We start from the raw sequence: 12,436 nt of genomic DNA on the forward strand, positions 1-12,436 counted from the left end.
TTGATGCGGCGCCGGAGCCGATGAGCCAAGCCATGACGTCTCCTGTAGAATCCGCCGCTGATCTTTCAAGGGTGTTCTGACTATGCGTATTGGCCACGGCTATGACGTGCACCGCTTCGGCGAGGGCGACTTCATCACCCTCGGTGGTGTACGGATTCCTCACAGGTTCGGTCTGCTGGCGCATTCCGATGGTGACGTGCTGCTGCATGCGCTCAGCGATGCGCTGCTCGGTGCCGCCGCGCTGGGCGATATCGGCAAGCATTTCCCGGATACCGACCCGCAATTCAAGGGCGCCGACAGCCGTGTACTGCTGCGCCATGTCCTGGAACAGGTAAAGAGCAAGGGCTGGGAGGTCGGTAATGTCGACGCCACCATCATTGCCCAGGCACCGAAGATGGCGCCGCATATCGAGGCCATGCGCGGCCTGATCGCCGAGGACCTGCAGGTCGAGTTGGATCAGGTCAACGTCAAGGCCACCACTACCGAGAAGCTGGGTTTCGTCGGGCGGGAAGAGGGTATCGCCGTGCACGCCGTCGCTCTGCTGGTCCGCGCATGACCGAAGATCAGTTGCTCGGGTCGCAGGCGCACGGCGGGCCATGTGGCCGCGCGGTGCTCAAGGCCGTGGCCGAGGACTTTCAAGTCGATGAAGTGCTGGACATTCCGTTGTCCGGTGAAGGCGAGCACCTCTGGCTCTGGGTCGAGAAGCGCAACCTCAATACCGAGGAAGCGGCGCGCCGCATCTCCCGCGCCGCCGGAGTCCCGGTGCGCAATATCAGCTACGCCGGTCTGAAGGATCGCCAAGCGCTGACCCGCCAGTGGTTCAGCTTGCATCTGCCGGGCAAGGCCGATCCCAATTTGGATAGAGCTGAAGACGAAACGCTGAAGATTCTCAAGACCTGTCGTCACCAGCGCAAACTGCAGCGCGGCGCCCACTCGGCAAACGGCTTCACCCTGCGCCTGACCCAACTGCAGGCCGAACACGCTGAACTGGACGCGCGCCTAGAGCGAATCAAGACGCACGGCGTGCCCAATTATTTCGGCCTGCAACGCTTCGGCTTCGAAGGCAGCAACGTTCATGGCGCACGCGAATATGCCGAGCGACAGGAGCTTCCCGTGCAGCGTAACCTGCGCTCGCGGCTGCTCTCGGCGGGGCGCAGCTATTTGTTCAATCGGGCCTTGGCCGAGCGTGTCGCAAGCGGGACCTGGGATAAGGCGCAGGTGGGCGATCTACTGGCCTTTACCGACAGCCGAAGCTTTTTCCCAGCAGGCGAGGCCGAATGCAGCGACCCGCGTCTGACCATTCTAGATCTGCACCCCACCGGCCCCTTGTGGGGCGTCGGTGAGTCGCCCGCAGGCGGCGGGATACCTGCGCTGGAATCGAATGTCGCGGGGGCAGAACCGGCAATCGCCAAGTGGCTCGCAGAAGCTGGAATGAAGCATGAACGGCGCATTCTTCGCCTCCCCATTGGCGGCTTGTCGTGGCATTATCCCGAGCCTGACATTCTGCAACTTGAATTCGTCCTGCCGACCGGATGCTTCGCCACAGCTGTGGTGCGCGAGCTGGTCAGCCTGGCAGGGCAGACGGACATCTGATGCGTATTCTGATCGCCAACGACGACGGGGTGTATGCACCTGGGCTCGCCGCGCTTTATGACGCGCTGGCCGATTATGCCGAGTGCCGCGTAGTCGCCCCCATCCAGGACATGAGCGGCGCCAGCAGCGCGCTGACGCTGGATCGCCCGCTTCATCCTACGACCATGCCGAACGGTTTCATCGGTGTGAACGGCACACCTACCGATTGCGTTCACCTGGGCATGAACGGGCTGTTAGACGAAGCACCTGACATGGTGGTTTCCGGTATTAATCTGGGCGCCAATCTGGGGGACGACGTCCTGTACTCAGGCACCGTCGCTGCAGCAATCGAAGGCCGCTTCACTGGCAAACCGGCATTTGCGTTTTCGCTGATCTCGCGCGCTTCGGACAATCTGCCCACGGCTGCCTACATCGCTCGCAAGCTGGTCGAGAAACACGATCAGCTCGACCTGCCGCCACGTACTGTGCTCAGCATTAACGTACCCAATCTGCCGCTGGATCATATCCGCGGCATTCAGTTGACCCGCCTTGGTCACCGTAGCCGGGCCAAACCGCCGGTTAAGCAGGCCAACCCGCGCGGCAAGGACGGCTACTGGATCTCGGTTGCCGGCGACGTTGAAGATGGTGGGCCAGGGACCGATTTTCATGCAGTGATGCAGGGCTATGTGTCGATTACTCCTTTGCAGCTCGATCGGACGTTCCATGAGGCGTTCAAGGGGCTCGATAACTGGCTGGAGGACGTACTGTGAATCACCGTGGACAAGATGATCTGCTGCGCCACGGCACCGGCATGACTTCGCAGCGCACCCGCGATCGCCTGATTCAGCGGTTGTATGAGGAGGGCCTGTCCGATCCTCGCGTGCTCGAGGTCATTCGACGCACGCCGCGTCATCTGTTCGTCGACGAGGCGCTGTCGCATCGCGCTTACGAAGACACCGCGCTGCCAATCGGTCACAACCAGACCATCTCGCAGCCGTTCATGGTCGCGCGCATGAGCGAGCTGCTGCTTGCGGACGGCCCGCTGGATAAGGTCTTGGAAATCGGTACCGGTTCCGGTTATCAGACCGCTGTGCTGGCACAACTGGTCGAGCGGGTGTTCTCGGTCGAGCGCATCCAGGCGCTGCAGGATCGTGCAAAAGAGCGTCTGGTCGAACTCAAGTTGCGTAATGTGGTCTTTCGCTGGGGTGATGGTTGGGAAGGTTGGCCTGCATTGGCGCCTTATAACGGCATCATCGTTACCGCGGCGGCAGCCGACGTGCCACAAGCCTTGCTCGATCAACTGGCTCCCGGCGGGCGGCTGGTGATTCCGGTCGGGGTCGGCGAAGTTCAGCAACTGATGTTGATCATTCGAGAGGAAGACGGTTTTTCCCGCCATCTGCTGGATACCGTACGCTTCGTGCCGCTGCTCAATGGACCTGTAGTTTGATCTCAGCGGAAGGAAGCATGAAAAACACGTTGTTGTTGTACGCCAAGGGTATCGCGATGGGCGCGGCGGATGTGGTGCCGGGAGTTTCTGGCGGTACCATCGCTTTTATTACCGGCATCTATGACGAATTGCTGCGATCGATTGGCGCTATACCCGGCGCTGCGATGCTGTTGTTTCGTGGCCGCATTCGGGAAGCATGGGCGACGGCAAATGCGAATTTCCTTCTGGTTCTATTCGGCGGCATTCTTACCAGTGTGTTCAGCCTCGCGAAGTTGATCACCTATTTGCTGGAGGCTCATCCGATCCCGGTGTGGTCGTTCTTCTTCGGTCTGATACTGGTTTCGGTGCATCTTGTCGGCAAGGAAATCCAGCGCTGGGATCTGTCGCGCATCGTCGGACTGATACTTGGCATCATCTTCGCCTACGTGATAACCGTGGCCGCTCCGGTACAGTGGAGCAGCAGTGGTTTGAGTTTGTTTTTCGCCGGCGCCATTGCGATCTGCGCGATGATCCTGCCGGGCATCTCCGGTAGCTTCATTCTTGTGCTGCTGGGACTGTATCCGGTCGTACTCGGCGCGGTGAAGGATCTAGATCTAGCTGTCATGGCGATTTTTGCGGCAGGTTGTCTGGTGGGCATTCTCAGTTTCGCCCGTGTGCTGAGCTGGATGCTCGTCCGTTGGCGCGACCTCACGCTGGCCTTCCTTACGGGCCTGATGCTGGGTTCGCTGAACAAGGTTTGGCCATGGAAGGAGACGCTGACCTGGCGCATTGACTCCCATGGCGAGCGTATCCCGATGCTGGAGCAGAACCTGCTACCTGGCGCCTATGGCGAGCTGACCGGACAGGACCCGCAACTTGCGCTGGCAATAGTACTGGCAGTAGCTGGTATCGTTCTCGTCCTTGGACTCGAATGGTTTGCCGGGCGGCGCCAGCCATCGGTGCAAACGGTCTGAACGGCCTTGTTGATCAAAAGGAGCGCGCCGTGAAGGCCACAGCCAGCATGCGGTGGATGAGCATTCCGCCTTTCCGTTGTGCGCTTGTCGCGCTGCTTGCGGGTGCATTACTTGCTGGCTGCGCCAGTCCTCCGTCGGGAGGCGTGCATGTCGTCGATCGCAATAGCCGCGACCGTGTCACTAGTGGCCACTATATTGTCCAGCGGGGTGACTCCCTTTGGTCGATCGCCTTTCGCTTCGGTTGGGATTGGCGCGAGCTGGCTCAAGTCAACAATATTCCCCCGCCGCACGTCATCCATCCGGGACAGACGATTCGCTTCACTCGGCATACTCAATCCCGGACGGTAGCCGCTCGTCCGACTCCTGTTCCCGTCCCGCCAGCAAGCACATCGCCATCCGTGGTGACTACGCCTGTGCCCATTCCGCCACCGCTGACGAGGCCCAGCGTACCGGCGGCCAAGCCTCCCGCTGCGACTACGCCGGTCAAGCCTGTAGCGCGCTCTGCAAGCGGTTGGGCTTGGCCTACGAACGGCGCTGTAATCGGTCGTTTTTCCTCAAACGGCAGTTTGAATAAAGGCATTGATATCGCTGGGGAATTAGGACAGCCTGTTTTAGCTGCTTCTGATGGGGCTGTTGTGTACGCCGGCAGTGGTTTACGGGGTTACGGCGAACTTGTGATCATCAAGCACAGCGATACCTATGTAAGTGCCTACGGCCACAACCGCAGGCTGCTGGTTCAGGAGGGTCAACAAGTCAAAGCTGGGCAGACCATTGCCGAGATGGGATCGACTGGAACCGACCGGGTGAAGCTGCATTTTGAGATTCGCCGTCAAGGCAAACCGGTAGATCCGTTGCAATACCTGCCAAAGCGCTGATTTGCTACTACCTGTTCCGGCACTAGGAGGGGCTTGAGCGTTACCAGGGAGTGCGTGCCGCCCGAGCCTGTTGTCGAACTCAGAACAGGAAAACAATAATGGCTCTCAAAAAAGAAGTGCCGGAGTTTGACGTAGACGATGCCGTTCTACTCATGGAACCGTCCGCGGACGCCGATCCAATCAGCGATATCTCCCGCGCCGGTTCAACGGGCACCCGATCCAAGACCGCGACCCTCAAGCAACACAAGTTCATCGACTACACCCGTGCGCTCGACGCCACACAGCTGTATCTCAACGAAATCGGATTTTCTCCCCTGCTGACTCCCGAGCAAGAGGTGCATTTCGCGCGTCTGGCTCAGAAGGGTGACCCGGCAGGGCGTAAGCGCATGATCGAAAGCAATCTGCGGCTGGTGGTGAAAATCGCCCGGCGCTACGTCAACCGTGGGCTGTCTTTGCTGGACCTGGTCGAAGAGGGCAACCTGGGGCTGATACGGGCTGTCGAGAAGTTCGACCCCGAGCGTGGCTTCCGATTTTCTACCTACGCCACCTGGTGGATCCGGCAGACCATCGAGCGGGCGATCATGAACCAGACCCGCACCATTCGGCTGCCGATCCACGTGGTCAAGGAGCTGAACGTTTACTTGCGTGCCGCGCGCGAGCTTACCCAGAAGCTCGACCACGAACCCAGCCCGGAGGAAATCGCCAACCTGCTCGAGAAGCCGGTTGCGGAGGTCAAGCGGATGCTGGGGCTGAATGAGCGAGTGACCTCCGTGGACGTGTCTCTCGGACCGGACACCGACAAAACATTGCTAGATACCCTGACCGATGACCGGCCCAGCGATCCCTGCGATCTGCTGCTTGACGACGACTTGTCGGAAAGCATCGACCAATGGCTGTCTGACCTGACCGAGAAGCAGCGCGAGGTGGTCATCCGGCGCTTCGGTTTGCGTGGCCATGAAAGCTGCACGCTGGAAGAGGTCGGCCAGGAAATCGGGCTGACCCGCGAGCGGGTAAGGCAGATTCAGGTCGAAGCGCTTAAGCGGTTACGCGAGATATTCGAGCGTAACGGTTTATCGAGCGAGTCCCTGTTCCACTAAGGAACGGCGCCCCTTACCGGCAACGTAAGGGGCGTTCCCAGGCTTTCTATTTTTTCTACATGTCGGGCTAACCAACAGGGTTAGTCCTGGTTTCGTCGTACTTCCTCGAAAGCTCTTTGCTATGTACGCATTTACTTACACGGCGTGTAAGAAAAGAGTGAAGAGCTTTGCTGGCTATACTCTCTTTACTAAAAGCTATTTTTTAACTGATTGATTTTAAAGGGGAAAAGTGAAATCTCACATTCCTATCAAAAAGCCATTACGAATTTTTGGGAGTTGTAGTTGTCGTCCAAAACTTTAATATCGCACCTGTGCTTAAGGACAAGTGCAGGCCGGCAAGGATGTTGGTCAGGATTAATCGCTGGATGCGGTGCGTCAGGAAGACGAGCTGGGAATAAAGGAAGCAGGGAAGGAGGCGGGCGGGGATTAAACCCCGCCCCTTTTTTTGCCTGCGAATAGGTATTCGATCCCGCCGAACGACTGCATTGCTGGGTGGCCTAACGTTCTGATTCAAACTCAGAGGAGCTCACCATGAACGGCAAAGACTCGAATCAACCTACCCAGCCGGGATCAGATCAAGAAGACCACATCGAACGCCGTCCAGACGAGGCCGATGAAGATAAGCTGGACGAGGCGCTAGAAGAAACTTTTCCGGCAAGTGATCCCATCTCTCCATAGCCTAGCGCCAGCACCAGATGATGGTGTCAACTTTCTTTCGCTGCTAGTCGCTGGAGCAGAGCGGGGAGTACCTGTTCGCGCAACAGCGGGGCGAGATGTTCCTGCTGCTGCGTACGAGGTACCAGCCAGTCCAGCGCTTCGATTTCTGCCTGTACCTGTACCTCGCCTTCAACACGGCTCACGAAAACGTTTGCTTCAACCCAATGATCTGGCTCGTTGGCTGCGCGCGACTGGAAATGTCCAAGCGCCTGCAGTTGCGATTCCTCGACCCGTAAACCCAGCTCCTCGTGAAGCTCGCGCCGCAACGCCTGCAACGGCGTTTCTCCCGCCTCGATCTTGCCGCCCGGCAACATGAACATCCGCGTACCGCGCTTGCGGACAACCAATATGTGACCGGCTTCGTTGAGCAGGCAGGCTGTAGCGATCTTCAAAACATTATGTGACATGGGAATTCTCGTTATCGTGCCATAGCGCCACGAGCTTCTTGTTTCGGTTGTAACGCTGCAGACGGGATGCCAGCACTTCAGGCAGAACGGTGGCCTCGGTAAAGTTCAGCTGTCGGTAGAAGGCAATTACCTTGAGCTCACAAAACAGCCAGACAGGTCCGTGATTTGCGGCCAGTGCCCGGGTTACCAACCGCGTCGCCAGACCCTGGTTGCGCTGACTTGGCGCGACCAGCAATCCGGTCAACCAGTGACCATCGGCAATGCCGCTCAAGCAGAGACCGGCAACGATATCGGTGTGCCCGACGACCCAGCAATGCGCACCGGCCGGTACCCGCATGTGGCTGCGATGGGCTCGGTAGAACTTGTCGAGTAGCGGCTGACATTCGGCAGGTAATTGGCGCGGTTGGAGTTCGAACATGAGTGGTATCCGATGACGCAGCGCATGGTACCCGATGAGCGCCGTCAGCTGGCTAGCCGGCCCGTCCGATCCGTTTATCCGATGGCCGCAATTTTTCGCTGCAGTGCAGGCTCTGAAGAGAACTACTCCACAGGGCCATAACAATGATAGATCTCCTGATAGTGGTGGTTTTCATCCTGTACGGTCTGGGTTCGGGCCTCCGTGCGCGCGGAAAGGCTTCTCAGAGCCTCGATGAGTATTTTCTCGCCGGCAAGACGATCAAGGGTTGGAAGGCCGGCTTTTCCATGGGGGCGACTCAGTTCGCTGCCGATACGCCGCTGCTCGTTACCGGTCTCGTTGCGACGGCTGGCATCTTCGCGCTTTGGCGATTGTGGATTTACGGCCTTGCGTTTCTGCTCATGGCGTTCGTTTTCGCGGTTGGCTGGCGCAGGGCCGGCGTGTTGACCGATGCCGAGCTGACCCGAGTGCGATACAGCGGCAAGGGTGTTACTCCGCTACGTTTGCTCAAGGCGATCTACTACGGCACGGTGATCAATTGCGTGGTGCTGGCGATGGTGCTGGTGGCTGCCATTCGTATCGCCGAGGTGTTCTTGCCATGGCACCTGTGGCTGCCCTCCGGAGTTTACGAGCCCATCGTGGATTTCATCGCCACTACAGGCATACAGCTCGGCGAAAGTATTACCGGGCTGGAGCCGGCGATGATGAGCGCCAATAACCTGATATCGATCCTGCTGATTCTCGCGTTCACCGCGATGTATTCGATAACCGGGGGGCTACGCGCTGTCGTCCAGACCGATGTGGTGCAATTCAGCCTGGCGATGATCGGCACGCTGTTTTATGCCTGGTTCGTCGTCGACGCCGCCGGTGGGTTAGGCGGATTGACGGATCGCATCGTGGAAATCTACGGAGCCGAGCAGGCAAGCAGAATGTTGTCCTTCGCCCCTCCAGCCGATGCGGGTGAGGCGCTGATGCCGTTCCTGGTCATCATCGGTCTGCAGTGGTTCTTCCAGATGAACTCCGATGGTACTGGCTATCTTGCGCAGCGAAGCATGGCGTGCCCGACCGACCGCGACGCTCGAATCGCCGGTCTGGTCTTCGCCTGGCTACAGATCTTTTTGCGCAGCCTATTCTGGCTGGCGATCGCGGTTGGGCTGCTGGTGCTGTATCCGTTCACTCCAGCCGAAATGGCCGGCGATGGTTTCACGGCCGGGCGAGAAGCACTGTTCGTGCAAGGTATCGAAGATTTGTTACCGCCCGGTGTGCGCGGCCTGATGCTCGTCGGATTGCTGGCCGCGCTGGCTTCTACCGTCGATACACACCTCAACTGGGGCGCGTCTTATTGGAGCAACGACGTCTATGGCGGCGTATTCGCGCCACATGTGCTCAAGCGCAAGCCAAGGGACCGCGAATTGGTGCTGGTGGCGCGGTTGTCCAACGTGCTGATTCTGGTGATCGCGATGGTCATCATGGCCAACCTCGGTTCGATCCAGACCGCCTGGTTCATCTCCTTGCTGTTTGGTGCGGGGATGGGGTCGGTGCTAGTGCTGCGTTGGCTCTGGGAGCGAATCAATCTGTACTCGGAGCTAACCGCCATGGCGGTATCGCTGATTACGGCGCCTTTGCTTCTCTATTACCTGGGCACCGATCCGGAGCGCGAATGGATACGTCTCGGGATCATGGCCTTGACCACTACATCCGCCGCGATCCTGGTTACCTTCATCACTCCGGCGACCGATGACGCCACGCTCAAACGCTTCTATCGCCGTGTTCGCCCCTTCGGCTTCTGGCGGCACGCAGCGATGCTCAACGGCATTGGGGCTGCGGTGTCGGTCAAGGCGTTGGGGACTCGGCTGTTCGCCGTGGTGGTAACCGCCGTTTCGCTTTATACATTGCTGATCGGTGTTGGCCGCTTGATGTTCCCTCCACCACAGGGAAGCTCCCTCATCAGTTGGCTGTGCCTGGCGGTTGGGTTATTGCTGATACCGGTCTGGCTACGAATCGCCATGGGGCGACAGTTCGATACGGACCCAGAAGATGAACCACTGCCGGAAGACGTGTCGGCACGAAAAAGTGGCTCGGCGTGATATTAACCATCCATTTTAAGTTCGGATTCATGTCGGCTGACCGGTTGCATAGATTCGTTCCGTTTGTTGTTTAGGGGGATCAGCCGGTCAGGCCTAATTAGCGAAGCGGCGATAAAAAATAAATAATCAATTAAAATAACGGGTTGCTTGACATACCTAAAATAAAATGAACAGTGGTTGTGCCCTCTTGTCATTAAAATACGCATCGCGTGAGCGTTACTGCGTATCCGCCATAGTAAGAACAAGAGGGTGTTGTCATGAAACGACTTTTCAAAACTTCTCTCCTGGTTGCCGCCATGCTTCCCGCTATCGCAGTTGCCGCTCCGGTGGCGGGTGATCGTGAAGTTACCTTGAGTGGTGCGGGAAGTAGCGATAAGGATTTCGACGATACAGTGTTCTCGGTACAGGGTAGTTGGGGTACTTATCTTGATGAGCGATCCATGTGGGGCGTCCGGCAAACGGTGAATGCCAGAGACTCGGAAGATGAAAGCGTCCAGTTCGACGGCTCGACCCGCGTGTTTTATGACTACCACTTCGGTAGTGGAAACACTCGCCCATTCATTGGCCTGAGCGTGGGTGGGGTCTACGGCGAAGAAGTGGACGAGACCTTCATGGGTGGACCGGAACTCGGCATCAAATACTGGGTTCAGGACAAGACGTTCATCACTGCGATGGCTGAGTATCAGTTCCTGTTCAAGAGCGGAAGCGATGCGCGAGATCGTTATGACGATGGAGCGTTCTTCTATAGCGTCGGTATTGGTTACAACTACTGATGCATGCGAGTGCGATGCCAGACGGCATCGCACTTTTATCGCTTCGTTTGTTTATTCTTTCGCTTCGCTTGATATAACCATTGCCCGTTAGCCTTCAACCAGATTTCGCAAAAAGTTCTGCAAGGCCAACCCCGGTTCGTCATCTTCCGAAGTAATCATCTGAATTCCCCATTGGCTGAGAATTTCTTCCTGCACCGGGTTGGGTTTGTGCGAAAAGACATAGGATATCGGCCGGACGCCAAGGGTTTCGTGTTCGTTCCAGATCTTCGATAGTTTGTAGAACAATAATCGAATGTTGGTATCCGAAAGGCTGTAGCCAATAAACAGAACGGCTTTGCTCAATGTGTCGGCGCGTAACTTGATATCCAGCGGCGTTTCGAATTGCAGGCGTTCGTAATAGCTCGTTTCGTCGAGCACGATCGAGTCATCGTCATCGAAGTCGCCGTGGAATTTGACGATCTGCCTGACGCCATCGCGGGCCTTTACCAGGTCACTGGCATTGGCGATCTTGATGTAACCGACGCCATGAGCGTCATGGGCATTTTCCAGCCAGCGGTCGTAGTTGGTCGTGTAGATGGCTGGAAACCGGCCCTGAACGATCAGCCGGTGAATCTCCGAATCGCGGATCTCGATGCTCTTGTGCCACTCCCGGTCCATCCAGCTGCGCAGTGGCCCGATGTTGCCTTTCCTGATGCGGTAGTACTCGGCAAGCGAGAGGAAGTTTCCATAGGTATCGAAGACATCGGGGTCGTAATCGAGTTGCTGGGCAATTTCGTTGATCAGGTCGCGCCAGGGCGGTAATCCGATATTGGCCGACACGCCGGAGCCTACGAAAAGAATCAGGCGGTTATGCCGGTACGCCTCCAGAAGCTTCTGCATCGATACCTCTCAGACCCGGCGCAAGTGATTGATGAAGGCATCCAGTGCCCGCTTACGCATGGAAAGCTCGTTATGGACGCCACCCAACTCGGCGAACGTGCAGGAGTAACCGTCGGGAATGAACACGTTGTCCCACTCGAAGCCCTCTGCACCCGCCGGTTCGCGGGAAATCCTGCCGGTAACTTCACCCTCGAAGAAATGCCGCTTGCGACCGTCGCAGTAGCCGATCAGCGAACGTGCCACCGCGGAAGGGTCGTCCAGATTGCCGATCAGTTCGGAGAAGCGCACAGCGTGCAAGCGATCCCAGAATGTCTGGGTCAGCCCGCCGGGAAAGCCGTTCAGGCTATTGATAAACAGGCCCGAGTGCTCGACGAAGACCGGTTTGCCAATCATTTTGAAGGCGTCCATCAGCTTGTCACTGACCAACTGATGCAGATCTTCGGTTTGCTGTTCGACGATGCGCACCGGGAAGCTGATGATCTCGATGCCGCTCTGCTCGAGGAATTCCCGTGCGTCGCGAATCTTCTGCTCGTTGACCGAGGCAAAGCGGATCTTCATCTAATCACCCTGACTGCTGTTCGAAGCTGCGGATGCCGCATCCGAGCATCGTTATCCCACAGAGTTATGACGCAGCGATGTGCCCAGGGTTCGGCCTGTCGTTCCGCGTCGGCTATGGCAGCGGCGAGTGCAGGTGCGCCGGGCACGACTGTTGTCCGGCTTGCAGGATGCGTTCCGCCGGTACCCGCAACTGCACCAACAGGTAGTCGGCGAAGTCCGCTGAGTAGCCCTGCCTGGCAATGGCGAGCGCCATGCATCCGAGCCAGGCGTCCCGCTCAGCTTCGCCCACAGTCCAGCGTCTGTGGAATTGCGGGATGCTGATGCTGCCGAATTTCTCGGCGTAACGGCGCGGCCCACCCAGCCAGCCACAGAGAAACGCCGCCAGACGTTCGCGCGCCTCGCTCAGATCCTGCGGATATAAACGACGTACGCAATGGGCGGCTTCGTGCTCGTCCATGATCCGGTAGAAGTCCGTGACCAACTGTTGGATGCCGGCTTCGCCGCCGGCTGCCTTGAAAGAGGCGTCGCCGACGCCGAACGGAGCGTTGGGGGTTGTGCTCATCGACTGTCTCGCAAAGGAGTTGATTGTTTACGGGGCCGGGTTTGATCCAGCTCAATGGATATGTTCCTGGCGCTCGGCTGCATTGGGCGGTGGT

15 protein-coding genes are annotated in these 12,436 nt (G+C 58.0%); 10 read left to right on the forward strand and 5 right to left on the reverse strand.

What is annotated here, in order from left to right; all coding sequences use genetic code 11:
• Window positions 1-82: 82 nt before the first annotated feature.
• The 8 genes from ispF (at window position 83) to E0D86_RS21325 (ending at window position 6,622) form a co-directional block, all read left to right on the forward strand.
• Window positions 83-556, forward strand: coding sequence for a 2-C-methyl-D-erythritol 2,4-cyclodiphosphate synthase (gene ispF / locus E0D86_RS01805; protein ID WP_131648269.1), 474 nt, complete (start codon window positions 83-85; stop codon window positions 554-556).
• Complete coding sequence (gene truD / locus E0D86_RS01810) at window positions 553-1,593, forward strand: tRNA pseudouridine(13) synthase TruD (protein WP_131648270.1); 1,041 nt, start codon at window positions 553-555, stop codon at window positions 1,591-1,593. The genes ispF and truD overlap by 4 nt, the downstream gene beginning before the upstream one ends.
• A complete protein-coding gene (surE, locus tag E0D86_RS01815; RefSeq protein ID WP_131648271.1) occupies window positions 1,593-2,342 on the forward strand; it encodes a 5'/3'-nucleotidase SurE in 750 nt (249 codons plus the stop codon). The genes truD and surE overlap by 1 nt, the downstream gene beginning before the upstream one ends.
• 41 nt (window positions 2,343-2,383) lie before the next feature.
• The gene (locus tag E0D86_RS01820) at window positions 2,384-3,019 is read left to right on the forward strand and encodes a protein-L-isoaspartate(D-aspartate) O-methyltransferase (protein ID WP_029404859.1); all 636 of its coding nucleotides are present in this window, start codon (window positions 2,384-2,386) and stop codon (window positions 3,017-3,019) included.
• A 17-nt stretch (window positions 3,020-3,036) separates the two neighbouring features.
• On the forward strand, window positions 3,037-3,972 hold the full coding sequence (locus tag E0D86_RS01825; RefSeq protein WP_131648272.1) for a DUF368 domain-containing protein: 936 nt from the start codon (window positions 3,037-3,039) through the stop codon (window positions 3,970-3,972).
• Between the two features lie 56 nt (window positions 3,973-4,028).
• Complete coding sequence (locus tag E0D86_RS01830; RefSeq protein WP_131648952.1) at window positions 4,029-4,847, forward strand: peptidoglycan DD-metalloendopeptidase family protein; 819 nt, start codon at window positions 4,029-4,031, stop codon at window positions 4,845-4,847.
• A gap of 98 nt (window positions 4,848-4,945) precedes the next feature.
• Window positions 4,946-5,944 (forward strand): RNA polymerase sigma factor RpoS, encoded by a 999-nt coding sequence (rpoS, locus tag E0D86_RS01835; RefSeq protein ID WP_131648273.1) that lies wholly within the window; start codon window positions 4,946-4,948, stop codon window positions 5,942-5,944.
• 531 nt (window positions 5,945-6,475) lie between these two features.
• Window positions 6,476-6,622 (forward strand): hypothetical protein, encoded by a 147-nt coding sequence (locus E0D86_RS21325; RefSeq protein WP_165914192.1) that lies wholly within the window; start codon window positions 6,476-6,478, stop codon window positions 6,620-6,622.
• 26 nt (window positions 6,623-6,648) lie between these two features.
• Here E0D86_RS21325 and E0D86_RS21735 read toward each other — a convergent pair whose 3' ends face one another.
• A complete protein-coding gene (locus tag E0D86_RS21735) occupies window positions 6,649-7,068 on the reverse strand; it encodes an NUDIX domain-containing protein (protein ID WP_165914193.1) in 420 nt (139 codons plus the stop codon).
• Window positions 7,058-7,486 (reverse strand): GNAT family N-acetyltransferase, encoded by a 429-nt coding sequence (locus E0D86_RS21740; RefSeq protein WP_165914194.1) that lies wholly within the window; start codon window positions 7,484-7,486, stop codon window positions 7,058-7,060. Before E0D86_RS21740 ends, E0D86_RS21735 begins: the two co-directional genes overlap by 11 nt.
• Window positions 7,487-7,629: 143 nt before the next feature.
• On the opposite strand from E0D86_RS21740, the gene E0D86_RS01845 reads away from it, so the two are divergent.
• Both E0D86_RS01845 and E0D86_RS01850 read left to right on the forward strand, forming a co-directional pair.
• The gene (locus E0D86_RS01845) at window positions 7,630-9,570 is read left to right on the forward strand and encodes a sodium:solute symporter family protein (protein WP_131648274.1); all 1,941 of its coding nucleotides are present in this window, start codon (window positions 7,630-7,632) and stop codon (window positions 9,568-9,570) included.
• Between the two features lie 257 nt (window positions 9,571-9,827).
• Window positions 9,828-10,343 carry a hypothetical protein gene (locus E0D86_RS01850; RefSeq protein WP_165914195.1) on the forward strand — a complete coding sequence of 172 codons (516 nt, stop codon included), beginning with the start codon at window positions 9,828-9,830 and terminating at the stop codon, window positions 10,341-10,343.
• Between the two features lie 87 nt (window positions 10,344-10,430).
• Here E0D86_RS01850 and E0D86_RS01855 read toward each other — a convergent pair whose 3' ends face one another.
• The 3 genes from E0D86_RS01855 to E0D86_RS01865 all read right to left on the reverse strand — a co-directional run bounded on the left by E0D86_RS01855 (window position 10,431) and on the right by E0D86_RS01865 (window position 12,342).
• Window positions 10,431-11,222 carry an SIR2 family protein gene (locus E0D86_RS01855; RefSeq protein WP_131648275.1) on the reverse strand — a complete coding sequence of 264 codons (792 nt, stop codon included), beginning with the start codon at window positions 11,220-11,222 and terminating at the stop codon, window positions 10,431-10,433.
• 9 nt (window positions 11,223-11,231) lie between these two features.
• Window positions 11,232-11,780: a non-canonical purine NTP pyrophosphatase gene (locus E0D86_RS01860; RefSeq protein WP_131648276.1), complete on the reverse strand. Its 549-nt coding sequence runs from the start codon at window positions 11,778-11,780 to the stop codon at window positions 11,232-11,234.
• 112 nt (window positions 11,781-11,892) lie between these two features.
• Window positions 11,893-12,342, reverse strand: coding sequence for a group II truncated hemoglobin (locus E0D86_RS01865; protein WP_131648277.1), 450 nt, complete (start codon window positions 12,340-12,342; stop codon window positions 11,893-11,895).
• Window positions 12,343-12,436 lie beyond the last annotated feature (94 nt).

It is taken from the genome of Pseudomonas sp. IC_126 (genome assembly GCF_004331835.1).
GTDB lineage: Bacteria > Pseudomonadota > Gammaproteobacteria > Pseudomonadales > Pseudomonadaceae > Stutzerimonas.

Coding starts and splice junctions, on each gene's coding strand:
- ispF (WP_131648269.1), top strand. CDS start 83: ATGCGTATTGGCCACGGCTATGACGTGCACCGCTTCGGCGAGGGCGAC.
- truD (WP_131648270.1), top strand. CDS start 553: ATGACCGAAGATCAGTTGCTCGGGTCGCAGGCGCACGGCGGGCCATGT.
- surE (WP_131648271.1), top strand. CDS start 1,593: ATGCGTATTCTGATCGCCAACGACGACGGGGTGTATGCACCTGGGCTC.
- E0D86_RS01820 (WP_029404859.1), top strand. CDS start 2,384: ATGACTTCGCAGCGCACCCGCGATCGCCTGATTCAGCGGTTGTATGAG.
- E0D86_RS01825 (WP_131648272.1), top strand. CDS start 3,037: ATGAAAAACACGTTGTTGTTGTACGCCAAGGGTATCGCGATGGGCGCG.
- E0D86_RS01830 (WP_131648952.1), top strand. CDS start 4,029: ATGAGCATTCCGCCTTTCCGTTGTGCGCTTGTCGCGCTGCTTGCGGGT.
- rpoS (WP_131648273.1), top strand. CDS start 4,946: ATGGCTCTCAAAAAAGAAGTGCCGGAGTTTGACGTAGACGATGCCGTT.
- E0D86_RS21325 (WP_165914192.1), top strand. CDS start 6,476: ATGAACGGCAAAGACTCGAATCAACCTACCCAGCCGGGATCAGATCAA.
- E0D86_RS21735 (WP_165914193.1), bottom strand. CDS start 7,068: ATGTCACATAATGTTTTGAAGATCGCTACAGCCTGCCTGCTCAACGAA.
- E0D86_RS21740 (WP_165914194.1), bottom strand. CDS start 7,486: ATGTTCGAACTCCAACCGCGCCAATTACCTGCCGAATGTCAGCCGCTA.
- E0D86_RS01845 (WP_131648274.1), top strand. CDS start 7,630: ATGATAGATCTCCTGATAGTGGTGGTTTTCATCCTGTACGGTCTGGGT.
- E0D86_RS01850 (WP_165914195.1), top strand. CDS start 9,828: ATGAAACGACTTTTCAAAACTTCTCTCCTGGTTGCCGCCATGCTTCCC.
- E0D86_RS01855 (WP_131648275.1), bottom strand. CDS start 11,222: ATGCAGAAGCTTCTGGAGGCGTACCGGCATAACCGCCTGATTCTTTTC.
- E0D86_RS01860 (WP_131648276.1), bottom strand. CDS start 11,780: ATGAAGATCCGCTTTGCCTCGGTCAACGAGCAGAAGATTCGCGACGCA.
- E0D86_RS01865 (WP_131648277.1), bottom strand. CDS start 12,342: ATGAGCACAACCCCCAACGCTCCGTTCGGCGTCGGCGACGCCTCTTTC.